Annotated in this window: 31 protein-coding genes and 4 tRNA genes; 13 read left to right on the top strand and 22 right to left on the bottom strand. The window is 69.9% G+C overall.

Features of this window, described 5'->3' with window-relative positions; all coding sequences use genetic code 11:
• Window positions 1–44 precede the first annotated feature (44 nt).
• Together ACQP2O_RS21250 and ACQP2O_RS21245 are read left to right on the top strand one after the other, a co-directional pair.
• Window positions 45–320 carry a hypothetical protein gene (locus tag ACQP2O_RS21250; protein ID WP_433187772.1) on the top strand — a complete coding sequence of 92 codons (276 nt, stop codon included), beginning with the start codon at window positions 45–47 and terminating at the stop codon, window positions 318–320.
• On the top strand, window positions 308–520 hold the full coding sequence (locus ACQP2O_RS21245) for a hypothetical protein (protein WP_433187769.1): 213 nt from the start codon (window positions 308–310) through the stop codon (window positions 518–520). Before ACQP2O_RS21250 ends, ACQP2O_RS21245 begins: the two co-directional genes overlap by 13 nt.
• Before the next feature lie 85 nt (window positions 521–605).
• Here ACQP2O_RS21245 and ACQP2O_RS21240 read toward each other — a convergent pair whose 3' ends face one another.
• A complete protein-coding gene (locus ACQP2O_RS21240) occupies window positions 606–1,793 on the bottom strand; it encodes a helix-turn-helix domain-containing protein (protein ID WP_433187766.1) in 1,188 nt (395 codons plus the stop codon).
• A gap of 139 nt (window positions 1,794–1,932) precedes the next feature.
• Here ACQP2O_RS21240 and ACQP2O_RS21235 point away from each other — a divergent pair, with 139 nt between their 5' ends.
• From ACQP2O_RS21235 to ACQP2O_RS21220, 4 genes are all read left to right on the top strand, one after another.
• Window positions 1,933–2,268, top strand: coding sequence for a hypothetical protein (locus ACQP2O_RS21235; RefSeq protein ID WP_433187763.1), 336 nt, complete (start codon window positions 1,933–1,935; stop codon window positions 2,266–2,268).
• Entirely contained in the window at window positions 2,265–2,534 is a 270-nt protein-coding gene (locus ACQP2O_RS21230) for a hypothetical protein (RefSeq protein WP_433187760.1), read from the top strand. Before ACQP2O_RS21235 ends, ACQP2O_RS21230 begins: the two co-directional genes overlap by 4 nt.
• Window positions 2,531–2,695 carry a hypothetical protein gene (locus ACQP2O_RS21225; RefSeq protein WP_433187757.1) on the top strand — a complete coding sequence of 55 codons (165 nt, stop codon included), beginning with the start codon at window positions 2,531–2,533 and terminating at the stop codon, window positions 2,693–2,695. The genes ACQP2O_RS21230 and ACQP2O_RS21225 overlap by 4 nt, the downstream gene beginning before the upstream one ends.
• Before the next feature lie 297 nt (window positions 2,696–2,992).
• Complete coding sequence (locus ACQP2O_RS21220) at window positions 2,993–3,250, top strand: hypothetical protein (protein ID WP_433187754.1); 258 nt, start codon at window positions 2,993–2,995, stop codon at window positions 3,248–3,250.
• Between the two features lie 61 nt (window positions 3,251–3,311).
• Here the strand turns inward: ACQP2O_RS21220 and ACQP2O_RS21215 are convergent, their stop codons facing one another.
• From ACQP2O_RS21215 to ACQP2O_RS21165, 11 genes are all read right to left on the bottom strand, one after another.
• Window positions 3,312–3,524 (bottom strand): hypothetical protein, encoded by a 213-nt coding sequence (locus ACQP2O_RS21215; protein WP_433187750.1) that lies wholly within the window; start codon window positions 3,522–3,524, stop codon window positions 3,312–3,314.
• A complete protein-coding gene (locus ACQP2O_RS21210; protein WP_433187748.1) occupies window positions 3,521–3,862 on the bottom strand; it encodes a hypothetical protein in 342 nt (113 codons plus the stop codon). Before ACQP2O_RS21210 ends, ACQP2O_RS21215 begins: the two co-directional genes overlap by 4 nt.
• A 221-nt stretch (window positions 3,863–4,083) precedes the next feature.
• Window positions 4,084–4,344, bottom strand: a complete 261-nt coding sequence (locus tag ACQP2O_RS21205) for a hypothetical protein (RefSeq protein WP_433187745.1) — start codon at window positions 4,342–4,344, stop codon at window positions 4,084–4,086.
• Window positions 4,341–4,691 carry a hypothetical protein gene (locus tag ACQP2O_RS21200; RefSeq protein ID WP_433187743.1) on the bottom strand — a complete coding sequence of 117 codons (351 nt, stop codon included), beginning with the start codon at window positions 4,689–4,691 and terminating at the stop codon, window positions 4,341–4,343. Before ACQP2O_RS21200 ends, ACQP2O_RS21205 begins: the two co-directional genes overlap by 4 nt.
• 1 nt (window position 4,692) lies before the next feature.
• A complete protein-coding gene (locus ACQP2O_RS21195; RefSeq protein ID WP_433187740.1) occupies window positions 4,693–4,938 on the bottom strand; it encodes a hypothetical protein in 246 nt (81 codons plus the stop codon).
• Window positions 4,939–4,949: 11 nt separating this feature from the next.
• Window positions 4,950–5,309, bottom strand: coding sequence for a hypothetical protein (locus ACQP2O_RS21190; RefSeq protein WP_433187737.1), 360 nt, complete (start codon window positions 5,307–5,309; stop codon window positions 4,950–4,952).
• Between the two features lie 14 nt (window positions 5,310–5,323).
• Entirely contained in the window at window positions 5,324–5,527 is a 204-nt protein-coding gene (locus ACQP2O_RS21185) for a hypothetical protein (RefSeq protein WP_433187734.1), read from the bottom strand.
• On the bottom strand, window positions 5,524–6,900 hold the full coding sequence (locus ACQP2O_RS21180) for a DUF3631 domain-containing protein (protein ID WP_433187731.1): 1,377 nt from the start codon (window positions 6,898–6,900) through the stop codon (window positions 5,524–5,526). Before ACQP2O_RS21180 ends, ACQP2O_RS21185 begins: the two co-directional genes overlap by 4 nt.
• Window positions 6,901–7,120: 220 nt before the next feature.
• Window positions 7,121–7,333: a helix-turn-helix domain-containing protein gene (locus ACQP2O_RS21175; protein WP_433187728.1), complete on the bottom strand. Its 213-nt coding sequence runs from the start codon at window positions 7,331–7,333 to the stop codon at window positions 7,121–7,123.
• 342 nt (window positions 7,334–7,675) lie between these two features.
• Window positions 7,676–7,747, bottom strand: a tRNA-Val gene (locus ACQP2O_RS21170).
• 63 nt (window positions 7,748–7,810) lie between these two features.
• On the bottom strand, window positions 7,811–8,179 hold the full coding sequence (locus tag ACQP2O_RS21165) for a TIGR02611 family protein (protein ID WP_433187725.1): 369 nt from the start codon (window positions 8,177–8,179) through the stop codon (window positions 7,811–7,813).
• A 204-nt stretch (window positions 8,180–8,383) separates the two neighbouring features.
• Here ACQP2O_RS21165 and ACQP2O_RS21160 point away from each other — a divergent pair, with 204 nt between their 5' ends.
• The gene (locus ACQP2O_RS21160) at window positions 8,384–8,803 is read left to right on the top strand and encodes an SsgA family sporulation/cell division regulator (protein WP_433187722.1); all 420 of its coding nucleotides are present in this window, start codon (window positions 8,384–8,386) and stop codon (window positions 8,801–8,803) included.
• Window positions 8,804–8,886: 83 nt separating this feature from the next.
• On the opposite strand, the gene ACQP2O_RS21155 is transcribed toward ACQP2O_RS21160, so the two are convergent.
• The gene (locus ACQP2O_RS21155; RefSeq protein WP_433187719.1) at window positions 8,887–9,753 is read right to left on the bottom strand and encodes an aminotransferase class IV; all 867 of its coding nucleotides are present in this window, start codon (window positions 9,751–9,753) and stop codon (window positions 8,887–8,889) included.
• A 331-nt stretch (window positions 9,754–10,084) separates the two neighbouring features.
• Between ACQP2O_RS21155 and ACQP2O_RS21150 the strand changes: the two genes are divergently transcribed.
• Window positions 10,085–11,860: a protein kinase domain-containing protein gene (locus ACQP2O_RS21150; protein WP_433187716.1), complete on the top strand. Its 1,776-nt coding sequence runs from the start codon at window positions 10,085–10,087 to the stop codon at window positions 11,858–11,860.
• Between the two features lie 143 nt (window positions 11,861–12,003).
• Here the strand turns inward: ACQP2O_RS21150 and ACQP2O_RS21145 are convergent, their stop codons facing one another.
• Window positions 12,004–12,579, bottom strand: a complete 576-nt coding sequence (locus tag ACQP2O_RS21145) for a CGNR zinc finger domain-containing protein (RefSeq protein WP_433187713.1) — start codon at window positions 12,577–12,579, stop codon at window positions 12,004–12,006.
• A 103-nt stretch (window positions 12,580–12,682) separates the two neighbouring features.
• Here ACQP2O_RS21145 and ACQP2O_RS21140 point away from each other — a divergent pair, with 103 nt between their 5' ends.
• The gene (locus tag ACQP2O_RS21140) at window positions 12,683–13,855 is read left to right on the top strand and encodes an epoxide hydrolase family protein (protein WP_433187710.1); all 1,173 of its coding nucleotides are present in this window, start codon (window positions 12,683–12,685) and stop codon (window positions 13,853–13,855) included.
• Between the two features lie 93 nt (window positions 13,856–13,948).
• Here ACQP2O_RS21140 and ACQP2O_RS21135 read toward each other — a convergent pair whose 3' ends face one another.
• The 5 genes from ACQP2O_RS21135 to ACQP2O_RS21115 form a co-directional block, all read right to left on the bottom strand.
• Window positions 13,949–16,150, bottom strand: coding sequence for a DUF3488 and transglutaminase-like domain-containing protein (locus ACQP2O_RS21135; protein WP_433187707.1), 2,202 nt, complete (start codon window positions 16,148–16,150; stop codon window positions 13,949–13,951).
• The gene (locus ACQP2O_RS21130) at window positions 16,147–17,274 is read right to left on the bottom strand and encodes a DUF58 domain-containing protein (protein ID WP_433187704.1); all 1,128 of its coding nucleotides are present in this window, start codon (window positions 17,272–17,274) and stop codon (window positions 16,147–16,149) included. Before ACQP2O_RS21130 ends, ACQP2O_RS21135 begins: the two co-directional genes overlap by 4 nt.
• 2 nt (window positions 17,275–17,276) lie before the next feature.
• On the bottom strand, window positions 17,277–18,266 hold the full coding sequence (locus ACQP2O_RS21125; RefSeq protein WP_433187701.1) for an AAA family ATPase: 990 nt from the start codon (window positions 18,264–18,266) through the stop codon (window positions 17,277–17,279).
• Window positions 18,266–20,383, bottom strand: coding sequence for a fibronectin type III domain-containing protein (locus ACQP2O_RS21120; RefSeq protein ID WP_433187699.1), 2,118 nt, complete (start codon window positions 20,381–20,383; stop codon window positions 18,266–18,268). The genes ACQP2O_RS21125 and ACQP2O_RS21120 overlap by 1 nt, the downstream gene beginning before the upstream one ends.
• Window positions 20,384–20,695: 312 nt before the next feature.
• Window positions 20,696–21,415, bottom strand: a complete 720-nt coding sequence (locus ACQP2O_RS21115) for an ArsR/SmtB family transcription factor (RefSeq protein ID WP_433187696.1) — start codon at window positions 21,413–21,415, stop codon at window positions 20,696–20,698.
• Between the two features lie 140 nt (window positions 21,416–21,555).
• On the opposite strand from ACQP2O_RS21115, the gene ACQP2O_RS21110 reads away from it, so the two are divergent.
• From ACQP2O_RS21110 to ACQP2O_RS21100, 3 genes are all read left to right on the top strand, one after another.
• Window positions 21,556–21,628: transfer RNA gene (locus ACQP2O_RS21110), tRNA-Gly, on the top strand.
• Window positions 21,629–21,655: 27 nt separating this feature from the next.
• A tRNA-Cys gene (locus ACQP2O_RS21105) sits at window positions 21,656–21,726 on the top strand.
• 23 nt (window positions 21,727–21,749) lie between these two features.
• A tRNA-Val gene (locus tag ACQP2O_RS21100) sits at window positions 21,750–21,824 on the top strand.
• Window positions 21,825–22,387: 563 nt separating this feature from the next.
• Here the strand turns inward: ACQP2O_RS21100 and ACQP2O_RS21095 are convergent.
• Window positions 22,388–22,732 carry an ArsR/SmtB family transcription factor gene (locus ACQP2O_RS21095; protein WP_433187693.1) on the bottom strand — a complete coding sequence of 115 codons (345 nt, stop codon included), beginning with the start codon at window positions 22,730–22,732 and terminating at the stop codon, window positions 22,388–22,390.
• Between the two features lie 88 nt (window positions 22,733–22,820).
• On the opposite strand from ACQP2O_RS21095, the gene ACQP2O_RS21090 reads away from it, so the two are divergent.
• Complete coding sequence (locus ACQP2O_RS21090) at window positions 22,821–23,927, top strand: cation diffusion facilitator family transporter (RefSeq protein ID WP_433187690.1); 1,107 nt, start codon at window positions 22,821–22,823, stop codon at window positions 23,925–23,927.
• A 312-nt stretch (window positions 23,928–24,239) separates the two neighbouring features.
• Here ACQP2O_RS21090 and modA read toward each other — a convergent pair whose 3' ends face one another.
• Together modA and ACQP2O_RS21080 are read right to left on the bottom strand one after the other, a co-directional pair.
• The gene (gene modA, locus ACQP2O_RS21085; protein ID WP_433191100.1) at window positions 24,240–25,037 is read right to left on the bottom strand and encodes a molybdate ABC transporter substrate-binding protein; all 798 of its coding nucleotides are present in this window, start codon (window positions 25,035–25,037) and stop codon (window positions 24,240–24,242) included.
• Window positions 25,038–25,070: 33 nt separating this feature from the next.
• On the bottom strand, window positions 25,071–25,457 hold the full coding sequence (locus ACQP2O_RS21080; protein ID WP_433187687.1) for a TOBE domain-containing protein: 387 nt from the start codon (window positions 25,455–25,457) through the stop codon (window positions 25,071–25,073).
• Window positions 25,458–25,555: the final 98 nt, after the last annotated feature.

Below are 25,555 nucleotides of genomic sequence, written 5' to 3'. Positions count from 1 at the left end.
CACCGGCCGGGGCCTAGGAGACGACCTGTCTGGAGGTCACCCCCATGTCCACCGATCCTACGATCAACCCCATCCCCGCGCGCCCGGACTGGCGAGACGCCCTCGTCGCCGTGCGGGAAGCGCTGGACATCCCGTATGCCCGCATGGTGGGCGACGAGGAGATCTACAAGGAGATCCTCGACCGGCGACTCATGCAGACCCTCGTGACGCTGCGGAACATCCTCGACCGCGACGACGCGGACGTGGCGTGGCACGTTGCCTACCTCCGCGAGCGGCTCGCCGAGATGCCCGCCGAAGGGTATGCGCGGTGGGGCGAGTGAACGGCGCCGACCGCGCGCGCCTCGATCGTCTCGACGAGCGCCTGGCGGAGATCGAACGGAGTCAGCAGGCGCACCTCATCCTGATGCGGAGCCTCGTCGACCTGTTCGAGCGGATCACCGACGACAAGGCCGAGCGCGACCGCCATCAGGAGTTGACGGGCACCGGCCGACACCTGCGGCTCGTCGCCCGCGACGAGTAGCCCGTACGACAGCACAGAGACGCCCCGCCGGGTTGGACCTGGCGGGGCGTCGTGATGCACGCAGGAGAAACCTAACCTGTCGCTCCTACTCCTCAACGCCGATCGCCTCGACGAGTTGCCGCAGACCTCGAATCCTCGACGGCGGTTCCCGGCGCCGCATCCCCGTGACGATCTCCCGCGCCATGCCCTGATAGGGCAACCATCCGGGCTCACGGCGGTCGATCCGCAGCAGCGTCGCCACGGCTTCCTCGTCCCGCTTGACGGCGTACTGGGCGTGCGCGACGTCGAGGAGATGCCGGTTCCACCATGCGGCGGGCAGCGACGCCGAACGCGGCACGTCCTCAGCGAGCCTGAGCGCCTTACGCGGGTCACCGAGCTCCATCGCCGACCGCACCGCGTGCATCGCGACGTTCGTCGGCCCGGACACCGTCCATTGATCAATGCGGTCTTCACCGATCCGGCGGCCGACCGCGCTGGCGAGGCTGATCAGGTCATCGACCATGGGCGCGTCGTCCTTGCGGGAAGCGACCATAACCCCGCGCTGTAGCAGCCCACACCACACCGACAGTTCTGCCGGCGACGCGGCAGCGAACCGGGCGGGCTCGACTTCGTCCGCGGCTTTGAGCGTGACGTCCTGGGCGTCATCGTGGCGGCCCTGACGGCTGTAGATCCACGCCCACGTGTCAGCGGCACGAGCGACGGTCTCAGGGTCGCCCACGTTGCCCGTGGTGGCTTGCAACCGGTCCGCGGCCACGCACGCGAGGTCTTCGGAGCGGATCCCGAGCAGCAGCATCGCCGCGAGCTGATACGCCTCAGCGAGCAGCCGGTACGCGTCGTCTCCGGGCTCCTCTTGGGCGCGGATCCGAGCACCGTCGATCAGGCCGGGCAGAACCCGCGCCAACATGACGTAGTCGCCCTGTTGGTGTAGCCGCCATGCCTCATCAGCGCTGAGCCGTACCTCATCCTCGGTCGGGAGCTCGACGAGACGGGAACGGCCGGCGGGGGTGAGCGCGCGGCGTAGCTCGCTGATCCCCGCGCCGGTGTTCCTCGCGTCGTTCGCGGTCGGCCCATCCAGCAGCGCCGACACCTGAACGTCGAGTGCCCCGGCGATCGCTTGCAAGCTGGCAAGTCTCGTATCCCGGCGCTGGTTCTGCTCAAGCTTGCGGATCAGGTCGACGCTGACGCCGGCCCGTTCGGCGAGTTCGGATTGGGTGAGATGTCGTTGCCGGCGTAGCTTCGCTACCCGTTCACCGATGGTGAGCCCGTCGCCCATGCCCCCAGAGTAGGACGTGCCGTCCTACTCCAATAGGGACTCTGCGTTACAAAGCTAGGACACGCTGTCGCTTCAGTGCGGACACCAGCACTCATAGCGTGCTCACCACGTCGACACGGCGTTAATCAGGGAGCGACAGATGCACGCACAGCAAGTCAGTTCCACGCCGCCGGCCGACACCGTCAAGGCGCACGCACTCAAGCTTGCGCCGCTGCTCATCAGGGCCGGTCTGAACGTCGCGGTCCGCTCTGACGGCGTCGTCGAGGTCCGGAACCCTGGTGACACGCGGATGACACAGCCGATCGTCGTACGCGAACACCAGGGCGGCCCGTGGTGGCACTGGCAGTGGTCCGGGCCGGCCCGTGACGCGCCGCCGGAGTACGAACCGATGGTGCCCGTCGAGGACGTCGACGAGGCGGCCCGCCGTCTCGCGAACGTCCTCCACGTCGCCGAGACTGCCGGGGCCGAGCAGTGAGCGCGGGCATCCGGCTTGCCGGGCCGGTGCGGCCTCCCGCCCGGCGCATGGTCGCCCCAGACCCGAGCCCCCAGGATCTCGCCGCGGTTCAGGCGGCATGTCGAGGCTGGGCGGTGATGTGGTCGCGCTGGCGGCGCGCGTACACGGCGTTCGCCACGTTCACCGCGGGCCCGCTCATCCTCGACGAGCCGGACCCCGCGCGCCTGATGCAGCGATGCCGGGAAGTCCAGTACGCCGTGGCACACGGTCAGGCGGTGATCGCATGAGCCTCGGTGATCAGATCAGCGAGTTCCGGCGCCTGCTCGATGAGGTGTCCGTCGTTGGGCAGCCGAACCGCGAGGCTCAGCTAGCCATCCTCGAGCGGCTCATCAACCTCTTCCCCGAAGAGGCGCGGGCGATCCTCGCCCGTCGCGACGCCGGGGCGTAGACGTGGGCGCGCTCCTCGACGAAGCGGATCCGGCCCGACCACCGGATAGCTGAGCGCGCCCACCACACCCCCGTACGGCCGTCGCAGCCCCCTGACGACGGCTGTACGGGTTCGGACGGGCCGCCGGGCGCGGGGCACTGGGAATCCCACGGGCCCGGCGGTCCCCAGGACGGGCCGCCGAGAGGGGCATTCGGGACGTAGCGACCTCTCGGCGGTCCGCTCCGCAGACCCACGGCCCCGACGTGTCACGGACGCTCGGGGCTGCGGCATGGAAGAGATCGCATCGAGAGGAACTCTGTGAATACCCCTGATACCGCTGGCCTGACGGCCTGGCGATGGCTCGCCGTGTTCTGCCCGCCCGAGTTCGCTGCCCTCGTCGGCCAGTACGACGCGGCTATCGCGGCCCGGGCCATGGCCGCGCACATCGATCAGCGAGACGACGGCACCGTCCCTCAGCGGACGACCAGGCGCCGGCGGATGTTCGCGCCGCGCGGCGGCGTCAGCTGGTCCAGGCGCCGGCGCATCGGCGGCGTGACGGAGAATCGCGCCGCCTGACGGCCCCCAGACGCCACGGCCCCGGGCCCATTCGCGGGAAGCCCGGGGCTGTGGCCTTTCATCACGGCCTATCGGTACGTACGTGCCGTGCCGCTTCGCGCAGTACGTCGACCTCGTCCCCGTGCTCGCCGAACGGCAGCCGCCGGCCGGGGTTGGCCCCCAGCCACGCCAGGGCCGCGGCCTTCCACTCCCGTACGCCGCCGGGCCACTCCGACGGGACGTAGCGGGCCAACCGTTCCGGTACCGGCTCTCCGGCCGTCTGACGCCGTCTCATGCGGCCCCGTACACCCCCCGGATACCGCGCCTCTGCTGGCGGTCCTCGTCCTGCTCGCCGAGCGGCACCCGTAGCGCGACGATCAGCCGGGCGAGGGTGATCCGCTGGTTCCGGAGCTCGACGATCGCCGGGTGTGCCTTGACCTCGCCGAGACGCGTCGTGACCATCGGCCCCTCCTCGTCGACGACGGCCTGCAGCTCGTCGCACAGGTCGGCGGACCGTACGGCCTGGCGCAATAGCGACAGCTCATGCTCGTCGAGCTCGTACGCCTCCAGGACGGCACGCCACAGCCGCTTGCCGGCCGTACCAGCGCCGTTCGGAGCTTTCGGGATGCTCATCGCTCGGATTCGCCCACTTTCCGAATGGTTTCAGCTCGCACAGACAGAAATGCGGACCGCGCGGTCTGGAAGCCGATGATCGTCTCAAAAAAATCATGCCTCTGACCTGCGGCGATGCATTCTCGCCGTAGTGGTGGCCCAAGGTGGCACGCGGACCGGCACGCCCCGCGTGCCACCGTGGACCGGCGCCGGAGCAGGCAGGCGAGCTCCGGCACGTCTCATCAGGTGTGGGTAGTGGTGGCAGCGTCGAGTTCGGCGCGGACGACGGCGGCGTAGGCCGTGAGTGTCTCGTCGTTCGGCTCGGCCACGAACCGGCGGGGCGGCCCGTCCAGAGCGGCGGCGATGTGCTCCTCAGCCTGGTGCAGGAGGTCGAGGCGTTCGGCGGTGACCTCCTCAAGCGGTCGGCCGAATACGCGCCGGGGTGCGCCCATGGCTCGCTGATACATCCGGTGTGCCGCCTCGCGGGGCGTGAAGGGGCTCACCGGACCTCCCGCGTGGAGGCGTCGAGCGCGTCGGCGTAGGCGAGCTTGCGGCGTCGCAGGTTCAGGGCGACGGCGGCGAACCCGTTGCACTCAATGCTGCCGTCAGGCCGACGCTGGATGTACTCGCCGGGCGCCACCTCGACGACGTCCCCACGGTCGACGGCCGGCGCGGTGCGTACGGTCTGCTCGACAGCGAGGACCGGCGCGGCGATGATGGCGGCCTCAGCGTCGAGACGCGCCCGGTAGTCCGCGGCGATCGTGCGGGCCCTAACCCACAGCGCAGCGTCCTCGCCCGATGGCCGGGCCGGGGTCGTGCCGCACAGACCAAGGTCGCTGAGTGTCTGCATCTCACACCCCCGTCATCCATGCCCGCTTGGCCGCGGCCAGCTGCTGGTGGGCGACCTCGACACGCCGCTGTAGCTGCGCTCCCTCGTCCATCGCCGACTCGAACACGTTGAGTTCTTTGCGGCCTTCGCGCGTCAGGGATTCGAACCCCGACCACTGCTTGGGGTTGTTGCGGAACTCGCGAAGCTCCTGCTCGGCGTCGGCCACCGCGTCCTCAGCCTTCGCGATGTCGTCCAGTGTGGTTGCCATCCGGCACCTCCTCACCCTGACGAGAACTCCCGAGGTTTCCGGCGGGCGAACAGCTCGAGGGCGGTTCCGGGCGGCAGCGCGAGGGCGTCCTCGGCGTCGCGTACGGCGTCGCAGAAGATATCCGGCAGGCGGACCGCGACGAGGCGTAGGACGTGTTCGAGGAGCGCTTGCCGGTCGCGTTCGCGTTGCCGCCACCGCCGGTTGGCTTCCCGCTGTGCGGCCGGATCACCGCGGCGACGCGCGGCGGCCCGCAGCTTCACACACCGCCGGCACGTCGTCGCGTTGCCCGGGTAGAAGTCATCGAGGGGTAGCACCCGCCCGCACGCCCCGCACGGGACGCCGTCGCCGCCGTGCGGGGCGGTGCTGCTCATCGTCCGTGGCCGGGTCAATGGCCCGGGAACCGTTCCTCGACGGCGGCCAGCAGCGCACGGGCGTTCTCCTGATCCGGCGCGTGCTTGGCGAGGATGCGCAGCGCGGGCAGGGTGACGGCGATCTCAGGTTTGCCGTCGACCTTGACCAGTCGCCAGTGTTCGCCGGGGATCAGGCCGATGGCCTCGAACATCGCGATCATCTCGTCATCGGTCATCATCGGTTGCCCCCGCAGGTCGGGTGAGTGGTCTGGTCACGTTGGGTGATGATCATGGGTTCCCCGCACGCACTGCATGGGGGACGGTGGGAGGTATCCGCTACGTGCGCTACCTCCGCTACACCGCTGGTCACGGGTATGGGGCCGGTAGCGGGTAGCGCTTGGTGTCCGCTACCCGCTACCTCGCCTACGCCGTTGACCTGGGCAGTAGCGCCGGTAGCGGAGGTAGCGGCACCTGCCTGCCTCGGGAGGTAGCGTGACCACGCATCGTGAAGATGATCACGGCGGTAGCCCTTGCGGTTGGTCCCGTCCGCCTTGACGTCGACGGAGGTGACGCCGTACGGCTTGAGCAGCTTGGCCAGGTCCCGCGCGTTCAGCGGCCGGCCGTACCAGTCCGACCACGGCGACTCATCCAGCTTGTGCAGCCGTTCGAGGATCGTCGCCCCGTGCAACGCGTCGGCGTCCTCGAACACGGTCCGCAGGTCGACGAGCAGCCGCACGCCGACCGTGGTGTCCTCGTCGGCAGCGTCGGTGAGCTTCCGGCACGCCTGGCGGGCCCGCTCGGGCCACGTGCCGCCCGCCAGGTCGGCGACGGCGACGAGGGATTCCCAGTTGTCGGCGGCCCGGTCCTCCACCGGCATGTCCGGCTCGGCCTCGCCCAACTGGTCGACATGGCGGCGAATCCACGCGGTGAGCCGTTCCCGGAGGCTCTGCAGGGGCGGCCCGTCGCGACGCGACCGGAACGGCTTGACCGTCTCCCCCGGCGCGCGCCGGCGCATCCGGACCATGACAGCGCGGTCCTCGATGGTGTCGGGCATCGAGCCGATACCGGCGAGCGCGGCCATGGAGAAGGTCGGGCAGTGCTCGGGCCGCCGCTGGTTGGCGTCCCACCGGACGTAGGGGCGGTTCCGCTGGTGCCCGGCATTGAGGATGCCGCGCAGATCCTCGTGGTTGTCCGCGGCCTTCTTCCCGAACACCGTGTCCGCCTCGTCGAGGAGGATCGTCGGCGGCTCATCGCCGATCGAGCGCACCAGCGCGGCCGGGGAGATGTTCACCGCGATCAGCGGGTCGTGAGACGCGGCCTCGATGATGTCGAGCAGCCTCGACTTGCCGCACCGCTTCTCCGGTGCGGTGATCACGAGGCGGGTTGCGTGCTGCCACGCAGGTTGTGCGTGGGTCGCGGCGATCCACAGCGTGACCGCATCGCCCGCCTCCTGCGACGGCATGATGACGTACCGGGCGAGCGCGGCCCGCACGTCGTCGAGCAGCTCGGCACCGCGCCCGTCCTCCGTGACCGGCCGCCCGGACGGCCCGCACGCAAAGCACGAGCCGTCCGGGTCGAGCAGGTGACCGCTTGGGCAGGTCTCGCCGGTCACGCGGCCGCCCCCGCGGGCTCGTCGTAGAGATGTGGATCGATCGTCAGCGGCTGATGCCGGATGCATCGGTCGTCGTCGACGTATCCCGGCTTGGTCATGCAGCCGCACGGGCACGCAGTCGGCTGGCGGGGTACCGTAACGGTCAGGACGTAGCCGTCGCCGCGTCGCTCGTCATCAGGGGCCGCCTCCCGCCCGGGGCGGCCTCTCTCGTTGGTGGAGGTCATCGCGCCGTGCCCCCAGCCGTGGGGATCGGGCGGGCGAGGCGGTCAAGGTCATCGAGGTCGACCTTGACCAGGCGGGGGCCGACGCGGTAACCGGTGAGCCGTCCTTCGGCGATGTACCGGCGAATGGTGCGAGTCGACAGGTCTGCGTACTCGGCGGCGGCTGCAACGGATGTGAGGCGCCGGGGGGTGGCACTGTTTGCGCGAGACATGAACGGTCGTCCTTTGGAAGCACGACACCGAGCACACATCCCACCTGTCCGAAGGTGGTGTGTCGCTCGACGTCCAGTGCCAGGATCGCCGTTCGCCGGGGCCCTCCAGTGCCAGGAGGGCGAGACCTGATCTACCGGCTCAACGGGGCGCGTCCAGTGCCAGGACTGCGCTCGCCCGCGAGACTCCGGTTTCCAGCTCGGCTAGCTTCCGGTGTCCAGTTGTGGCAACGAGCGTAATCACATGGCTGTAGTTCGCGCAACGGCATGCTGCCATCTGGCACAGCTCTGGCACGAAATGAGAAAGACCCGGAGAAAACCGGGTCTGACGTGGGAAAACTGGGGTGGGCGATACTGGGTTCGAACCAGTGACCTCTTCGGTGTGAACGAAGCGCTCTCCCACTGAGCTAATCGCCCCAGGCGGCTCAACCGCTGCCAGCACAGATTAGCGCATCCCTCCCCCTCTTCGCGCATCGACGATCAGACCCGCCACGGCAGGTTTAGACCGAAGACCTGGAGGTAGGCCACGATCACGGCGGCGATGATGACGCCGGCGCAGATGGCCAGGAGCTGGTTCCGGCGTCGGACTCTGGGGTCGAGGGCCTTCTCCTTCGCTTTGCTCGCGGTTTGCTTCGCGGAGGTGAGGGCACGTTGCGCCCAGGCGAACTCGGTCGCCAGGATGGCAAAGCCTACGAAGATCGCCGCCCATCCCGGTCCCGGCAGTACGAGCATGGCGACGCCGGCCGCGAGGACCGAGACCCCCACGGTGAACACGGCCAGACGCCACACGTTGTTGAGGAGCCGGCGTTCGCGGATGCGCTCGCGCCATGCCTTCAGCGTGTCCTTCATGCGATCGACCATAGATCACCTCGCTTCCGCGCAGGTCAGAGCGGGTATGACTCCGGTGAGGTAGGTCACATGACGTACGGGGGGCGGAATGTTCTTAGGACTTTTGGCAGTTACCCGTCACAGAGCCAGGGGGACACCCGTTGGAGGGAGCGACGTCCTCACCGAGAAACCCGCGACGCGGGACTGACGCCTGAAGGATGACCGATGAACAGCAGCACCACTGCCTCCGCCGAGGTCGGCCTTCGGCTCATCGTCCCGGATAAAACGATCATCCCATTGCTCGCGACCTGGGACTACTCCGCTGACGATCCTTATGCCGTCCGTGTGGCGTTTCATGTTGGAAACGACGCACCGGTGGAGTGGATCTTTGCTCGTGAGCTGTTGACCGTCGGAATTGTGCGCAAGGTCGGCAGGGGTGACGTACGGGTGTGGCCGGCGGACAAGGACGGCGAACGAATCTTGAACTTGACGTTGTCGTCGCCGTTCGGCCGGGCGCACTTCGAGGTTCCGCTGACCCCCCTCACGGGCTTCCTGGACCGGACCTATGAGATCGTTCCGGCCGGCCGTGAAGCTGACTTCATCGACATCGAAGCGGAGCTCGACGACCTCCTCTGGCACACCTGAACACCCCCCGCACGGACCGTACGGCCCCGCACCAGGCGCCTCCCAGCGCTGGCCCACACCCATGGCGCGGGGCCGTACGCCTGTCACGGGTCGAGGTCGGCGGCGCCGCGCTCGGCGAAGACCTCGATGGCCTTGCGGGTGACCGGTCCGGGCGCGGCGGGGAAGACTTTGCCGTCGACGGCGCGGATCGGCTGGATGTCGCGGGTGGTGGAGGTCAGGAACGCCTCGTCCGCGGCGGTGAACTCCTCCAGCGGAAGATCTTCCTCCTCGCCGCCGTACCATTCGAGCACGAGCGCCCGGGTCACCCCGGCGAGGCAGCCGGAGGACAGCGGCGGCGTGGTCAGGCGTCCCCCGCGGACGAGGAAGACGTTGGAGCCGGTGCCCTCGCAGAGGTTCCCGGCCAGGTTGCCGAAGATCGCCTCTGCCCCGCCGCGCTGGTGCGCGTAGTCGAGGGCCTTGGCGTTGTCGCCGTACGAGGTCGTCTTGAGGCCGGACAGGGCGCCGCGCTCGTTGCGGGGCCACGGCACGACGGAGACGTCGGCGGTCGACGGGAACGGCTTCTGCTCGGCGACGGCGACGATTGCGGTGGCGCCCTCCGAGCCGCGGTCGGAGCCGAGGGGGCCGACGCCGCTGGTGTACGTGATCCGGATCCGGGCGAGGTCCCAGGACGGCGCGGTGGCGAGCAGGGCGAGCGTGCCCTGGCGGATGGCGTCGAGGTCGGGCTCGGGCAGCCCGAGGCCGGCCGCCGAGACGGCGAGCCTGCGGAGATGACGGGTCAGCGCGAACGCCTGACCCCGTACGGCCTTGACCGTCTCGAACACGCCGTCGCCGACGAGGATGCCGTGATCGAACACTGACACCCGCGCGTTCTCCGGGGCGTACAGTTCTCCATTGATCCAGACCGGGACGTTCCCGGTCTGCGAGTTGATCTCGACCACTGTGAAAGCCACCTCTCCAGGCCGGGCCCTGGCCCGGTCATCCCTGCGCCACCGGGGCCGGCGGCCCCGGCCGATGGCCCCACACTACGACTCGCCGGTGCGCGGTTCGAGTCAATACCCGCCGTCGCCCGGCATGGGCCGGAAGACACGGGTTCGTACTAAGACGGGGGAACCGGGAACGCCTGCGGGCATCCAGACGTCGATGGTCACGGCGGTACGGCCCGTTGCCGCCGGAAGACCTCGGAAGTGAGCACGGCTCACTCGATGAGCGGACGGAAACAGGCATTACCATCGACACGAGACTTCCCCGCAGCCCCAATCGCCCCGACGAAGAAGAGACCGAATGATCGACCAGGTGCCCGGCTACCGCATCCTGGAGCGGGTCGGTGAAGGCGGGTTCAGTGTCGTCTACCGTGCCCAGCAGGAGCGCCTGGATCGCGTCGTCGCCCTGAAGGTGCTGTCCGTGGACGCCGTCGACGCCGACACGATGCGCCGGTTCGAGCGGGAATGTCAGATCACCGGGCGGCTCACCGGCCACCCCAACGTCGTCACCGTCCTGGACACCGGGATGACGAGCGGCGGACGGCCGTTCATCGCGATGGACTACTTCCAGCGCGGGTCCCTGCGGGACCGGCTGTCACGAGAGGGTCCACTCCCCCTGCAGGACGTCCTGCGGGCGGGCGTGAAGATCGCCGGCGCGCTGGCTGCGACGCACGAGTCGGGTGTGCTGCACCGTGACGTCAAGCCGCAGAACATCCTCGTGTCCAAGTACGGCGAGCCCGCGCTCGCCGACTTCGGGATCGCCCGGCTGACCGGCTCGTCGGAGGCCACGCACACCACCGCGTTCACTCCCCACCACGCCGCGCCGGAGGTCGTCAACGGCGAGCAGCCGGGCGAGACCGCGGACGTCTACTCGCTGGCCTCGACGATGTACCAGCTCCTCGCGGGCAGCCCGGCCTTCAAGGCGGGCTCGCCCAACGGGATCGGCGCACTGATGATGCGGATCCTCAATGATCCGCCGCCCCCGATCGCCCGTACGGACGTCCCGCACCAGGCCTATGACGTCATCGCCAAGGCGATGGCCAAGACCCCGGCCCAGCGCTACGCCGACGCGGTCGCCTTCGCGACGCGGTTGCAGCAGTTGCAGGCCGAGCTCGGGTTGCCGGTGACGGAGCTGGCCGGCAGCGACTCGGTCACGGGACCGCCGCCCCCGCCCGCCACGTACATCCCGGAGACGGATCACTCCGGCCTGACCGGACCCGGCTTCGAACTGCTGGCGCAGCAGTACGGTCCGCCGCACCTGCCGGCCGTGCATCCGGACGCCCCGGCACCGGGCACCTCGGCACCTGCCGCCGGATCGGGCCGACCTGGCACCGCGGCGTCCCCGCCGCCCGCGGCGACCTCGCCGCCCCCGGCCACGTCGAAGCCCGCTCCGCCTCGGGCCCCGAGCCCCGGTCCGGCTCAGACCGCGAGCTCCGGTCCGGCCCGGGGACCGGCGCCACGACCGTCGGCGGGTTCGCCGATGCCCGGGCCGCACTTTCGCGAGGCCACTCCCCAGACGCTGCCGAAGACCACCGAACATCCCGATCCGTTCCCTCCCCGCACGGAGGATCGGAAGGGCCGGCAGGGCGCCGTCGTCGCCGGGGTGCTCGCCGCCGTGGTCATGGGGGCGGGTGTCGGCATCGGCGGGTTCCTGCTGCTCGGCAGCGCCGGTGGCGAGAAGAAGAAGCACGACACACCGTCGCCGGTGGCGAACTCGACCTCTCCGCCGACGGGCGGTTCGTCCGCCCCGGTCCCGGTTCCGCCCCAGGTGATGCGCGCGGCGAAGCCACGTGACCTGCGTGCCGTCGACAAGGGCCAGATCGTCGTGCTGCGCTGGAAGCTCGCCAAGGGCAACGACTACCCGATCTGGGTCCAGCAGGCCGACGGCTCGGCGCAGAAGTCCGCCCCACAGGCGTTGGCGCCGCATGCGACGACCGTGACGTTGTCCGGCCTCGACGCCCGGAAGGGGTACTGCTTCACGGTCGGCGCGCTGGTCGCCATCGGGCAGAGCGACGGGCAATCTGCGACGATTGCCTGGTCCGCTCCGAAGTGCATCCGCAACGCCACCGCGCAGTGACGGCCGACCACCGGCCCTGACATGCCGTGACGGCGCGCGACGCTGCACGCAGGCGCGGCTGGTTTCGTTCGTGGGAACTGACCACGCTTGTTCGTGAGTCTTAACCGCACCCTGCGACGCTGGCTGCGTATCGAGGGTAATGATTACTTTGCTGATGTGGGATTTTTGCGCTGGTTGGCAGTGAAGCGCGCCTTCTTCTGACGATTCCCGCACGTGTTCATGTCACACCATTTGCGGGTGCGACTTTGACTGGTGTCGAAGAAGGCGGCTTGGCAGGTTGGCGACGCGCACAAGGCCAATTTTCCGTCTCGTTCGCCTGCGATGATGCTGATCGCGTCGGCGGCGATAATGCTTAGGGCATCCTCCACGCAGGAAGCCGAGCTGAGTCGCCATTGACGATTGCCCTCGGGCGTCAGGATGGCCGCGGCCCGACCTTGAGCACTGCAGTCATTGATGACCTGGACAGCAGACGCAGGGAGAGCGTCTTGGATCGCGGCCGCTGTCACGGCGGCGTGAATTGATTCCCTCAGTTCCCGAGCGCGTTCGAGCTGGGCGGTGGTGCAGGACTCCACGGCGAGGCCATTCACTGCCAGCCAGTCGACGAGTCGCTGCGGCGTGGGAATGCGTTCCACAGCGTTGCCACGACGCTCCGTCAGAGTCCCCGTGAAGCTGGTCGCCAGCACCTTACCGAGACGGAAGTCAGGGAACCCAGCACGCATGGAACCACCTTAGCCGGTTGCACGCCGACATCGAGACATGTTAGAACCGCCTTAGCCGGTTCGTGAGAGGTGGTAGCCGGTTCCGCGATGGCCAGGAGGTCTCATGCCCCGTCCAACCAGCGACGTGCAAGCATTTGAAGCCCACGCGACCGACGCCGACCTCGACGACCTGCGCGCGCGACTGGCCGCGGCGCGGCTGCCAGAAGCTGAGACGGTCCATCGCGCAGCGCCCGACCCTCGCCGATGGGAACAGGGCGTTCCTCTCGCCGACCTCGTCGATGTCGTGAACTACTGGCGCACCGGGTACGACTGGCGGTCGTTCGAAGCGCGCCTTAACCGGATCGGCCAGTTCCGCACGACCATCGATGATCTGGGAATCCACTTCCTACACCGCCGATCCGCGCGCGCAGACGCCATTCCTCTGATCTTGACGCACGGCTGGCCAGGCAGCATTGCCGAGTTCATTGATGTGGTAGACGAGCTGGCAGATCCGAAAGATGCGGACGCGCCCGCGTTCCACGTCGTGGTCCCGTCGTTGCCAGGCTTTGGTTACAGCGACAAGCCGGCCACCACCGGGTGGGGAATCGAAAAGATCGCGGCCGCATGGGTGGAACTGATGGGAAGGCTCGGCTACGGCAGGTTCGTAGCCCACGGCGGCGACTGGGGAGGTCCGATCACCACGGTCCTCGGCGGCAGGTTCCCGGCGCACGTTCTCGGCATCCACACAACGACCGCGCAGGCACCGCCCGGGTTGACAACGGACGGGCTGACGGCGGCCGAGCGCAAGTGGACCGAGGAAACCCGCGATTTCTGGCGCCACCACGCGGCGTTCGCGAAGCAGCAGGCGACCCGGCCGCAGACCATCGGTTACTCGCTCGTCGACTCACCAGTCGGGCTTCTCGCCTGGATCCTTGACAAGTTCGCTGAGTGGACAGATACCGAAGATAGCCCGTTCGAGACGATTTCCAGAGACAGCATTCTTGACAACGTCACCCTGTATTGGCTGACGCGGACCGGCGCATCGTCAGCCCGTATTTACTACGAAAGCCACCTCTCGCTCGACGCCGAACTTCGGGTCGACGTCCCGTCAGCAATCAGCGTGTATCCCCGCGACATCGAGAAGTGTCCGCGCGCCTGGGCACAGGAGCGGTACCGGCAGATCGTCCGATGGAGGTCGCCCGAAACCGGGGGACATTTCCCGTCGCTGGAGGTTCCCGAGTATTTCGTCAAGGATCTGCAAGAAGGCCTCGCGGCAGTGCTGGCCGCCGATCGGTGAACCCGGCACTTGACGTCCTCCCCGGCCGGCCGGACCACGACCTCCCCGAAGTCGACCTCTCTCGGCACGGGCGCAAGGCGCCGCCGGCCGGGTTCAGCGCGGGTTCAGGGAGCGGGGGTGCAGTCGGCGGCCGAGGCGTCGGAGCGGGCCGACGGTGCGCCGGACCAGGCGGGTGATCTCGTTGGCATGCTCCCAGGCGGCCTGGGCGGCGCCGGGCGCGGGCGGGGCCGCGGCGTACTCGGACCGGTTGACCAGGTCGGCGAGGGGGCGCAGGTGGGGTTCGGCGCCGGCGACCCGTTCGGCACCGTACTCGGCGATCTCGTGGGCGGCCAGCGTCGACGTGGCGGGCAGGCCGACGGCGTGCAGTTCCTCGCGGGTCTGTTCCCAGGCGCCGGTGATCCGCTCGGCGGGGGTGTCACCGCCGCGTCTGCGGCGTCGGCGGAGCACCGGGATGATCAGCACGCCGAGGACGTACAGCGCCGGCAGCGCCGGGCTCGCGGCGAGGACGTACACCCACCACGGCGTCGACGCGGCCGCGGGCGCGCGCCGGGGCGGCGTCTTGGGCGGGGACGCGCCCGGGCCGTTGCCGGATCCGCCGTTCTTCTTCCGGGCCGCGGCGTTCTTCTGCGCCGCCTCGAGCTTCTGCTGCGTCTCCCCCGCCGGCACGCCGTCGGACTTGCCCGAGGTACCGGCCTGTTCGGGCGTGGGGAAGAACGGCACCCAGCCGAGGCCGGTGAAGTCCACCTCGGGCCAGACGAGCACGTCGCCGGAGCGGACCTGCCAGGATCCGTTGCCGCCGATACCGGGCCGGAAGCCGACGACGATCCTGGTCGGCAGCCCGATCGAGCGCGCCAGGACCGCGTACGCGGTGGCGAACTGCTCGGAGGTGCCGCGCTTGGACCGGGCGAGGAAGTAGCGCAGCTGCGCGTACGTGTGGCCGGGCAGGCCGGTCACGTCGTACTTCGCCGCGGTCCGCAGGTAGTCCGCGAGCCCCGCGGCGCGCTGGAACGCCGTGTCCTGGTCCTTGGTGACCCGCTCGGCGAGCTTGCGGAACTCCGGCACCTGGGCGGTCTTCGCGGTGGTCCCGGCCGACTCGGGCAGGGCGGTGGCGGCCTGGGCCTCGGCGTCCCGGGCGGGTTCGGCCGCGGCGAGGCGGTCGGGGTCGTAGTCGCGCACCATCGAGGTCACCGTGTACGCCTGGCCGGAGCGCAGCGGCTGTCCCGCGGTCAGCACTCCGCTGAGGGGGTCGGTCGTCACGCCGAGGCCCTGGATGGACCGGGGGCGGTCGGCGGCGGGCACCCACACGCCCGGCAGGTCCTGGATGGCGAAGCGCTGGACGACGCGCGTACGGCGGACGTGGTCGTCGTCCGGGATGCGGCTGCCGGCGGGGACGAACCGCGCGCCCGAGGTCCAGGTGACGCCGTCGAAGCGGTCGAGGACGGCGAGCCGCCAGTCCTCGGGCGCGTCGGCGTGGACGGTGAACATCTGCTGGTCCGGGGTCTGCAGCCAGGCCGACACCCGGTCGAGGGGGCTGATGCTGTCGCGCTGCTGCGGCGGCGGGGCCTTGACGGTCTCCCGCGGATCGTACGCCTCGCCCTTCATGGGGAGGTACGGTCCGACCGCCGCGGCCAGCAGGCCCAGGGCGGCCGCCGCCGGGACTCCGGTGAGCAGCCACAGCGGCCGTCCGCCGCTCCGTACGATCGTGAGCGCGCCGACGAGCCCGACGAGGGCGGCGGTGACGGGGAGGTTGGAGCCCGGGCCGTTCACGCCGAGCAGGAGGGCGACGCAGAAGACGGCGACCGAGGGCAGCGCGGGCGCGGCCTTGGTCTCCGAGCGGAGGGTGAGCTCGGCGCCCGCGAAGCCCGCGAGCCAGACGAGCACGTGCGGCAGGACGAGGAGCTCGGGCCGCCCGGGGGCGGGCAGCAGCGAGGTGAGCGTGCCCTTCCACGAGTCGCGGAGCGCGCCGCCGATCACCGTGAAGTCGCCGTGGAAGAGCGTGAGGCCGGCCACGAGCGTCCAGGCCGCGGCGGTGGTCACGATCGAGATCCACAGCGGCCAGGTCCGGCGGCGCGGCCAGGACGCCAGCGCGGCGAGCAGGACGGGCGTGACGGCCGCGACCGTGATGACGGGCACCAGGTCGCCGAGCGCGAAGACCCGGTGGAACGCCAGCCCGCCGGTCGCGGAGAGGGCCACGACGATGAGGAGCGCGGTGATGAGCCGTACCCGCAGGCCGGGGCCCGGCCTCGGCGTGGGCGGCTCGTCGGTCCGCGGTTGCGCGGGGGCCGTCGTCGTCATCGCGCGGCGCCCTTCCACGCCGCGCGCAGCTCCTCCAGGTCGGAGATCTCGATGAGCGCGACGCCGGGCAGGCCCGGACCGGGCGCCTCGGGGCGGATCCGGACGCACACCACGCGGTCGAACCGGCGCCGCAGCGCCGCCGCTCCGGAGATCTCCCCTCGGCCGCCGGTGACGAGCACCAGCGCCCCGCCCGCCCGTACGCGACGAGCCACCTCGACCGCGGCGTGCGCCACGTCCGTACGGGACAGGCGCGCCAGCCGATCGAGGATGGCCTCGACGTCGTGGGCGCCGCCACGGGTCTCCACGAGCGGCCCCTCGCCGGTGAGGACGCGGACCGGGAAGTTCATGCGGGCCGCGCCGGCCGCGACGGACGCCGCCGCGTCGATGGCGAGCTCGAAGTCGTCCGGCTCGGCGTAGGCGGCGGCGCCGGTGTCGACGACGATCGTCGTCTGCGGCATGCTCGCGTCGACGAGCTGGCGGACCATCAGCGTGCCGGTACGGGCGCTGGAGCGCCAGTGGATGTGGCGCAGGTCGTCGCCGACGACGTACTCGCGCAGCGCGTGGAAGGTGACCGTGCCCGCCGGCGCGGTGTCCGACGTGGGCCCTTCCAGGTGGTGGTTGCGCCCGGAGGGCAGGAGCGGCAGCGGGATCGTCTTCGGGCGGACCAGGAGCGTCCGCGGCTCCCCGTACTCCCGGACCCGGCGGGCGAGCCCGAACGGGTCGGCCCGGACCAGCCGCAGCGGCCCCACCGGGATCTCCCCGCGCCGCTCCGTGGGCAGCCGATAGTCGACCGTCTCGGTCGCGCCGGGCCGCAGCACCGGCACCCGTACCTCGATCCGCCCGTCGCCGCACGCGTCGTACGCCCGCATCCCCGCCCGGCGCGCCCGGCCGGTGTTGGTGACGTGCAGGACGCCGTCGGCCGGCTCGCCGCGCGCCACCCGCAGCGGCGTGATCTCCCGCTCGACGGTGAGCCTCGGCTGCGGGAGCGTCCACAGCAGCGCCGCCACGACGGCGAGGAGGCCGCCGACCGCGAGAGCGACCGGTTCCGGGTAGCCGAGGAGGGCGCCGCCGGCGTACAGCACCGCCGACGCCGCGGCGACCCCCCAGCCGACCGGCGTGAGCACCCTCAGACCCCGGCGGACTGCGGCACCGGGACCCGGGACAGGACCTCGGCGACCAGCTCCGGCGCGGTACGGCCGCGCAGCTCGGCCTCGGGCGTGAGCATGAGCCGGTGCGCGATCACGTGGGCGGCGAGGGTCTTGACGTCCTCAGGGACCACGAAGGACCGGCCGGCGGCCGCCGCCCGCACGCGTACGGCGCGCAGCAGCGCCAGGCTCGCCCGGGGGCTGGCGCCGAGGCGGATGTCGGGGTGGTGACGGGTCGTCGCGACGATCTGCACGAGATAGTCGTACAGCTGCTGCGCGACGTGGATCCGGGACGCGAAGTCGATCATGTTCTTGACGTCGTCGCGGCCGGCGACCTTCGGCAGCTGGTCGATCAGCGGCCCGGTCGGCGTCCCGGCCAGCACGGCGACCTCCGAGGCGTGGTCGGGGTACCCCATCGAGATCTTCATGAGGAACCGGTCGAGCTGCGCCTCCGGCAGCGGATACGTGCCATCCATGTCGACCGGGTTCTGCGTCGCGATCACCATGAACGGCCGCGGCACCGGATGCGGCCGCCCGTCCACGGTCACCCGCCGCTCCTCCATGACCTCCAGCAGCGCCGACTGGGTCTTCGGCGAGCCACGGTTGATCTCGTCGGCGACGACGAGGTTCGCGAAGATCGGGCCGGGGTGGAACTCGAACTGGCTGTTGGACTGATTGAAGATCGAGACACCGGTCACGTCCGACGGCAGCAGGTCGGGCGTGAACTGGATCCGCGTCCAGCGCGCGTCCACACTGGCCGCCAGAGTGCGTGCGAGGGTCGTCTTACCGACCCCCGGCACGTCCTCCAGCAGCAGGTGACCCTCGCTGAGCAGGCACAGCAGGGCGAGCTCGACGTTCTCCCGCTTGCCGCGGATGACGCGCTCGATGTTGCCCGCGAGCGCGCCGAACAGCTGCGCGAACCGCCCTGCCAGTGCCTCCGCGTCAGGCGCCCCGTACGCCTCTACCGACATCAGCCGGCACACTCCCAGAGCGGAAGCCCGTTGTAGTTCTGCCAGTCGGGCTGCCGCGGCGTCGTGACCAGGTAGCCGATGATGTAGCCCTGGTGACCGCCGTAGTGGATGTAGTCCCAAAGCTTTCCGGAGAAGTACGCCTTCCCGTTGCTGTGGGTGAACTGCCCGCCGATCTTCTGGCAGTCGACGGTGATGCTCTGACCGTTGAAGCCGGTGATCCAGTTGCTCTGGTCGCTGTCATTGGCCGGGCCCTTGTGCAGGAAGCTCTTGTCCCCCGTGTTGCCCGCGTTCTGGCCGGGGTAGTGCTGTGCCGGGCCCGTCAGCGTCTGGTTCACGCTGGCGGACTTGCCGCCGGCGCCGTTCGAGGCGGTCACGTTGATGGTGTACGAGCCGTTCGTCCAGATGCTCGGGATCGTCAGCGACGTGCCGGAGACGTTGTTATTGGTGAAGCTCTTCGGGCCGGTCACCTGGACCTTGTAGGTGACGCCCTTGGCGTTCGGCGGGGCCTGCCAGCTCACGTTCGCGCCCTGCGCGGTGCCGGTGCCCGTGATGCCGCTCGGCGCGTCCGGCTGCGTGCAGGACAAGGTCGGGTCGGTGTACTCGGACTGGATCTCCGACTGGTGGTCGCCGTTCTTGTACTGCGCCGCCACCGCGAACTCGTACTCCTGGCCGCAGGTGCCGCCCTTGGCGGTGAACGTGTAGTCCGGCCCGTCCGCGGAGAGCCGCGCCGGCGTTGCCTTCAGGCCCGCCGGCGTGACGAGCCGGTAACCGGTCGCCGCCCCGCCGCCGCCGGGCTGGAAGTCGACCTTGATGCTCCCGTCGGGCTGCGCCGCCGCCCGCAGGTTGGTCGGCGGGTTCGGCGGCGTCACCTTCGGCGGGTCCGGCTTGTGCTTCGGCGGCGTGATCGGCAGCTTCGGCAGCCTCGGGTGCACGGGCAGCTTAGGCGTCGGCAGGCCCTGGTCCCCGCCACCGGCCTTCGGGATCGGGTTCTCGGAGCCGCCGGGCACGTCGCCGGTGTACTTCTGGATCGGCTTGTGGCCGCCGGAGCCGTCGACGACGACCGCCTTCGGGCTGTTCGGGTTGTTCACCCACAGCAGGCCGTCCTTGACGAACGCGTCCATCGGGCCGGGCTTGCCGGTGACCGGGACCTGGGGGTCCATCCGGTTGGTCGCGGCGTCGTACACGAGGAGGTTGCCCGCGCTGGCGTCCGGGATGTAGACCTTCTGACCCAGCACCTGGGGCGTCTGCAGCTGGTGGTTCGGCAGCTGAAGCGCGACGCTGCTGAGCGAGCCGTTGCCCGAGTTGAGCACGATCAGGGACTTGCCGGCCAGCAGGGGCACCAGCTGCCCGTCCGTGCTCGTCGGCGCGTACACCTTGTACTTGCCCACCTGGGACACGACGGACGGCAGCTTCACCTTCACCTGCACGCCGTTCGCGCCGAGGATGAGGCTCTCGGCCGTGGTGAAGTCGGTGACGACGGCGGTTCCGCCCGCGACGGTGAGCTGCAGGTCATCATTGGCCCGGCCGACGGGAACGGGCTGCCCTGGACGGCCACCCTGGACGTTCGCCGCCTGCCCGTTGACGGTCGTCGGCACCCACAGGGTCGCCTTGGCGTCGATGGCGGCCGCGCCCAGCGGCCCGGCCAGGCTGACCGGATCGCCCTGGGTGGCCAGCGTCATCGGATCCAGGCGCTGAACGCTGCCCTTCTGATCAAGCGCGTACGCCGACCCGGACCCCGACACCACCTGCATGCCGGCCGCGCCCCGGTAGGCGACGCCCTGGACGACGTTGAGGTGCGCCGGGTCGACGCGGCTGACGACGCCGGTCGTCTCGTCGATGATCAGGACGACGCCGCCCTGCTGGACCACCTTCATCTTGTGGCCCGCCGTACCCGACAACGTCACCTTGCCGTCGACCTTGCCCGACAGACCGTTGACGTGGACGACCTCGCCCTTCTTCGACGACGTCAGCCAACCCCCCACGTCGGCGAGGTGGTACTTGGCACTGGCCATCCCTACACCGAACACGACGGCGGCAACGCACAGCGCCCCGACCGCACCGATCGCGATCAGGCCGGTCAGCCGATCACGACGGAAGAACCTACGCTCCCCGCTCACCGCTTTGTCACCTCTCCGCGCCCATACGTCGCTAGGGCGCATGCGACACCTTAATGTGTCCAGCCCTCTCAAACATCGTGAGTGCCAGATATCGGACGCAGCCACGTGACCAGTGGTTCAACCGTTCCCGCGGATACTCGCGTACGCGATGCCCTGAACGCCGCGTACGCGATGCCTTGAACGCCGCGTACGCCTCGCCCTGAACGCCGCGTGCGCCATGCCGTCGAACGCCGCGCTCAGCGGGCCGAGAGAGAAACCGGGTCGGCGGCCGGCGCGACCCCAGCCGGTGCGGACCCGGCTGCGGCGGCCGGCTCAGCCGAGGACGCACCCGAACACGTCGGCCAGGCGGCCACGCCCCTTCTCCGTCACGAACAGGGCCCGCCGCGCCGACCCGCGCTCGAACCAGCCGTCCTCGATCATCCGGGCGGTGAGCGCCGCGCCGAGCGCGCCGTTCAGATGCGGGCGGCGCTCGGTCCAGTCGAGGCAGTGCCCCGCGAACCTCCGGCGCGCCCGGCGGACCGCGGCCACGTCGACGCCGATCGACTCGAGCTGCCGCTCCCCCTTGTCGGTCACCTCGTACTCGGAGTGCGCCGGATCGTCGTACGACGAATCGACGACCTCGAGGAGATCTCTGCTGAGCATCGCCTCGAACAGCGCGGAACCGGCCCGACCGGCCAGGTGGTCGTAACACGTACGGGCCTCCTGCAGGGCGCGCGCCTGCCGCGACTGACGGAGACTGCGGACCTCGACGTCGGGGCTGATCCGGCTGATCGCCTCGATGACGGCGGCCACCTCGGCGCCCTTCAGGCGGTAGTAGCGGTGCCGCCCCTGCCGTACGACGGTGACGAGCTCACCGTCGAGCAGTTTGGCCAGGTGAGAGCTCGCCGTCGCCGCGCTGACCCCCGCCGTCCGCGCCAGCTCCCCCGCGGACAGCGGACGCCCGTCGAGGAGGGCCGTCAGCATCGAGGCGCGGGTCCGGTCCGCCAGCAGGGCCGCCACCGGCGCGATGTCGGAGTCGTACGGTGCTCGCATGATTCGACGGTACGCCCGGCACGCTTCGACGACCGTCGAAGGATCGGCGCGCCGACGCCGCCGGGCAATCGAGTTGGGGGTTGGGCCGAGTATCCGCTAATGTTTAGCCCGTTGCCGGAGGGGGGACGCCCCACCGACACGCGGACGTGGCTCAGTTGGTAGAGCATCACCTTGCCAAGGTGAGGGTCGCGGGTTCGAATCCCGTCGTCCGCTCGGAGAGGTCTCCCAAAGGCCTCACTCGGTGGAGTGGCCGAGAGGCGAGGCAACGGCCTGCAAAGCCGTGTACACGGGTTCAAATCCCGTCTCCACCTCTGAAGCACACTCTGCTTCGCGAGGGCGATTAGCTCAGTGGGAGAGCGCTACCTTGACACGGTAGAGGTCACTGGTTCAATCCCAGTATCGCCCACCAGGTTTGCCCTGGTCACCGGCCCGGACACCCGCAGGGGTGGCCGGGCTTTTGATCGTTCGACCGTCATTTGACCGTGGTCGACGTCACGACGCGGCGGCCGGGCGGGCGCCGGTCCGGGTCCGCGCGAAGGCGGCCAGGGCAGTGTCGTCGGCATCGGGCAGAGCGTGCAGGTAACGCTCGGTGGCCCGCAGGCTGGCATGGCCGAGTCGTTGCCGGACGATCTACAGGTCCGCTCCCCCGGCCAGCACCCCACGACGCGTGCGCGTGCCGCAGATCCCGCACCCGCCGACCGATACCGGCCGCCTGGACCGCCGGATCCCATACCTGCTTGCGAAACCAATCGCGCTGGATGTGCCCATCGGTGTCCAGCACGCGCCGAGAACGCGCCTGGTCTCTACCGGCCGCGCGGCGCATCGCCCGGTAGCGGGCGTAGGCGCCGCGGCAATGACCACACCGGCACCGTCCCATCGAGTACCCGGTCAACGTGCCGTGCCGGTAGGCCGATCCGCCGCATATCTGTCACCGCCGGGGCCCACCCGCGCTGATCGCATGCCTCCGGTGATTCAGTCATGGGCCGGCAGGTGACCGATCTGGTGGTCGGCCACGCTCAGCGCCTCTTCGACCAGTCGCCGCAGATGCCCGTGTTCCAGCCGGTAGATCACGCGGCGTCCCTCTTTTCGCGTGGTCACCAGTCCTGCGAGTCGCAGCCGGGCGAGGTGCTGGCTGACCGAGGTACGCGTCGCGGCGCACGACTCTGCCAGCGTCGTCACGTCGGCTTCACCTTCGCCCAGTCGCCGTAGCAGCGTCAGTCGGGTGCGGTCGGCGAGTAGTCCGAGCACCTCGACGGCCACCGTTATCCGCTCGCCATCGTCTGGTTCCTGCGAGCCGTGTGCACCTGATAGATGCATGCGTGCGTTCATATGCACATAATGGGGATGTCGCGACCCGAAGTCCAATCCCATCCCCCGCCACGAGCCGCGAAAGGTGCAGTCGCCCGTGAGCCAGCAGACCGACACGCACGAACCCCACGACCACCACACTCATACCCATGACGAGCACCACCACGGTCATGGTCATGGCCACGAGCACGACCATGACCACGATCATGGCGGTGGCCGGTGGGCGCGGATCCGCCACCAGCTCGCGCACTTTGTCACTCCGCACAGCCACGAGGCCATGGACAAGGTCGACGCGGCGATGGAGACCTCCCGCGAAGGCATGCGCACGCTGTGGCTGTCGCTGGGCATCCTCGGGCTCACCACGGTCATTCAGGCGGCGATCGTCGCGCTTTCGGGATCGGTGGCCCTGCTCGGCGACACCATCCACAACGCGGCCGACGCACTGACCGCGGTTCCCCTCGGCATCGCCTTCGTGCTCGGCCGCAGGGCGGCCAACCGCCGCTATACCTACGGCTACGGCCGCGCCGAGGACCTGGCCGGAATCGCGATCGTGGTGACGATCGCCGCGTCTTCGGCACTCGCCGCCTACGAGGCCATCAACCGCCTACTGAACCCGCGCGACATCGGTCACCTGTGGGCGGTGGCCATCGCCGCGTTGATCGGGTTCATCGGCAACGAATGGGTCGCCCGCTACCGCATCCGCACCGGACGCCGCATCGGTTCGGCCGCCTTGATCGCCGATGGTCTGCACGCCCGCACCGACGGCTTCACCTCCCTGGCGGTATTGCTGGGGGCCGGCGGAGCGGCGCTCGGCTGGCGCGCCGCCGATCCCATCGTGGGTCTGCTCATTACGGTCGCGATCCTCTTGGTGCTCAAGGACGCCGCCCGTGAGGTCTACCGGCGGCTGATGGACTCGGTGGACCCGGACCTGGTGGAGTCCGCCGAGACCGCGTTGACGGACATCGACGGCGTGCGCGGCGTCGGGCAGGTGCGGATGCGCTGGATCGGCCATGCCCTGCGCGCCGAGGCCGACATCGTCGTCGACCCGCACCTGACCGTCGTCGAAGCCCACGAGCTCGCCGTCGCCGCCGAGCACGCCCTCATCCACGCCGTACCCCGGCTCACCGCCGCCACCGTCCACACCGACCACACCGTCCATGGCGAGGACCCGCACCGCGAACTCGCCCACCATGGCAGCCGCTGATCAGCCCACGCCCTTTCCCGCTCGCCCGGTCGACGCGACGCCGGAAGCCCTTCAGGATTGAGCTTCACCTGCTCAGACCGGGCGAGCACATCACGACGGCCCCTCCGCCAGACAGACCTGAACGACAAAACACCTACCCCTCGATCGAGCCGTCCGCCTGTCCCGGACCGGCGGTGATCTCGTCGGTGGAAGCTCGCACCGGGCCGTCGAATCAAACGATTCCGCGTCTGTGGCCGGGTTCAAACCAGATCGCGGTGGATTCTGGCTAGCGGTCTCGGGAGGGACGTGTGCCGTCCCTCCCGAGAGAAGCGGTCAGGGGGATTCGAATCCGGCCTGGGTCAAGACACTCTTGCCCTGGTCGGACAGGATCAGCTGGACGAACTCCCCAGCGAGTGCGGGCTGCGGTGCCTTGGCGAGGGCGGCGATCGGGTAGTCGTTGATGGCCTGGGCGGCTTCGGGGAAGTCGATGCCGGTCACCTTCCCGGCCGCGGCCTTGACGTCGGTGCGGTAGACGAGCGCGGCGTCGGCCTCGTTCAGCTGGACCTTGCTGAGCGCCGCCTTGACGTCCTGCTCCTGCGAGACGGGCTTGACCTTGAGCTTCGCGGCGGCCAGGGCCTTGTTCGCGGCCGCGCCGCACGGCACCTCCGGCGCGCACTCGACGACCTTGAGCTTGGGGTTGGTCAGGTCCTTGAGTGTTTTCACCTTGCCGGGGTTGCTCGGCGGCACGGCGATCTCCAGGCGGTTGCGGACGAACACCTTCGGCTCTCCCGCGGCGGCCTTGGCGTCGGTCACGGTCTTCATCGTGGCCGGGCTCGCGGCGGCGAACACATCAGCCGGGGAGCCTTGCGTGATCTGCTGGGCCAGCGTGGAGCTGCCGCCGAAGTTGAACTTCACCGTCACCCCCGGGTGGGAGGCTTCGAAGGTCTTCCCGAGCGTCGTGAAGGTTCCGGTCAGCGACGCCGCCGCGAACACGAACAGGGTCTTGCCGCCGCTCTTCCCCGATCCGGAGGCTTTCTTGTCGTCGGTGCTGCCGCACGCGGCCGACACGGTCAGGCTCGCTCCCAACGCGGTGGCGAGCAGTACGCGGCCGAGCCGAGGCAGACGTTCGATCACCTGGTTCTCCTTTTCAGCTTCCCCCGGGGGTTAGGGGATCTCCACGACGACGTTGGTGGACTTGATCACGGCGACCGCGAGCACGCCGACCTGGAGGCCCAGTTCGTCGGCTGCTTCGCGGCTCACGAGTGAGACCACGCGGTACGGGCCCGCCGTGATCTCGACGTGGGCCATCACGGTGTCGCGGACCACTTCGGTGACGATTCCCCACAACCGGTTGCGCGCCGAGGATGTCGGCTTGCCGTGGGTGTTCGGAGTCTGGCCACGGACGAATTCGGCCAGGTCCGCGCCGTCCACGCGGCGTCGTCCGCCCCCATCACGCGTGGCGGGCAGCCGCCCGGCGTCGACGAGGCGGCGCACGGTGTCCGCGCTGACGCCCAGCACACTGGCGACCTCGCCGATCCGGAACATCGTCACAGCGGTCACCCTATGCCCGCACAATCCAGGCGAAAAGTACGATCAATGCAGCAGCTACGAGATGGATCCGCGATGAGCCCTCGGATCTGCGCCTCGCG

It is taken from the genome of Actinoallomurus sp. CA-150999 (genome assembly GCF_050942425.1).
Classification (GTDB): domain Bacteria; phylum Actinomycetota; class Actinomycetes; order Streptosporangiales; family Streptosporangiaceae; genus Actinoallomurus.
The sequence above is the reverse complement of the archived record's forward strand: the minus strand, read 5'-3'. Positions and strand labels throughout refer to the sequence as shown.

Bases quoted from the DNA above. Each gene is read 5' to 3' on its own strand.
- ACQP2O_RS21160 (WP_433187722.1), top strand. From the start codon at position 8,384: ATGAACAGCAGCACCACTGCCTCCGCCGAGGTCGGCCTTCGGCTCATC.
- ACQP2O_RS21240 (WP_433187766.1), bottom strand. From the start codon at position 1,793: ATGGGCGACGGGCTCACCATCGGTGAACGGGTAGCGAAGCTACGCCGG.
- ACQP2O_RS21190 (WP_433187737.1), bottom strand. From the start codon at position 5,309: ATGAGCAGCACCGCCCCGCACGGCGGCGACGGCGTCCCGTGCGGGGCG.
- ACQP2O_RS21115 (WP_433187696.1), bottom strand. From the start codon at position 21,415: ATGCGAGCACCGTACGACTCCGACATCGCGCCGGTGGCGGCCCTGCTG.
- ACQP2O_RS21165 (WP_433187725.1), bottom strand. From the start codon at position 8,179: ATGAAGGACACGCTGAAGGCATGGCGCGAGCGCATCCGCGAACGCCGG.
- ACQP2O_RS21225 (WP_433187757.1), top strand. From the start codon at position 2,531: ATGAGCCTCGGTGATCAGATCAGCGAGTTCCGGCGCCTGCTCGATGAG.
- ACQP2O_RS21210 (WP_433187748.1), bottom strand. From the start codon at position 3,862: ATGAGCATCCCGAAAGCTCCGAACGGCGCTGGTACGGCCGGCAAGCGG.
- ACQP2O_RS21135 (WP_433187707.1), bottom strand. From the start codon at position 16,150: ATGACGACGACGGCCCCCGCGCAACCGCGGACCGACGAGCCGCCCACG.
- ACQP2O_RS21145 (WP_433187713.1), bottom strand. From the start codon at position 12,579: ATGCGTGCTGGGTTCCCTGACTTCCGTCTCGGTAAGGTGCTGGCGACC.
- ACQP2O_RS21140 (WP_433187710.1), top strand. From the start codon at position 12,683: ATGCCCCGTCCAACCAGCGACGTGCAAGCATTTGAAGCCCACGCGACC.
- ACQP2O_RS21215 (WP_433187750.1), bottom strand. From the start codon at position 3,524: ATGAGACGGCGTCAGACGGCCGGAGAGCCGGTACCGGAACGGTTGGCC.
- ACQP2O_RS21235 (WP_433187763.1), top strand. From the start codon at position 1,933: ATGCACGCACAGCAAGTCAGTTCCACGCCGCCGGCCGACACCGTCAAG.
- ACQP2O_RS21125 (WP_433187701.1), bottom strand. From the start codon at position 18,266: ATGTCGGTAGAGGCGTACGGGGCGCCTGACGCGGAGGCACTGGCAGGG.
- ACQP2O_RS21175 (WP_433187728.1), bottom strand. From the start codon at position 7,333: ATGTCTCGCGCAAACAGTGCCACCCCCCGGCGCCTCACATCCGTTGCA.
- ACQP2O_RS21095 (WP_433187693.1), bottom strand. From the start codon at position 22,732: ATGCATCTATCAGGTGCACACGGCTCGCAGGAACCAGACGATGGCGAG.
- ACQP2O_RS21150 (WP_433187716.1), top strand. From the start codon at position 10,085: ATGATCGACCAGGTGCCCGGCTACCGCATCCTGGAGCGGGTCGGTGAA.
- ACQP2O_RS21185 (WP_433187734.1), bottom strand. From the start codon at position 5,527: ATGATGACCGATGACGAGATGATCGCGATGTTCGAGGCCATCGGCCTG.
- ACQP2O_RS21250 (WP_433187772.1), top strand. From the start codon at position 45: ATGTCCACCGATCCTACGATCAACCCCATCCCCGCGCGCCCGGACTGG.
- ACQP2O_RS21195 (WP_433187740.1), bottom strand. From the start codon at position 4,938: ATGGCAACCACACTGGACGACATCGCGAAGGCTGAGGACGCGGTGGCC.
- ACQP2O_RS21200 (WP_433187743.1), bottom strand. From the start codon at position 4,691: ATGCAGACACTCAGCGACCTTGGTCTGTGCGGCACGACCCCGGCCCGG.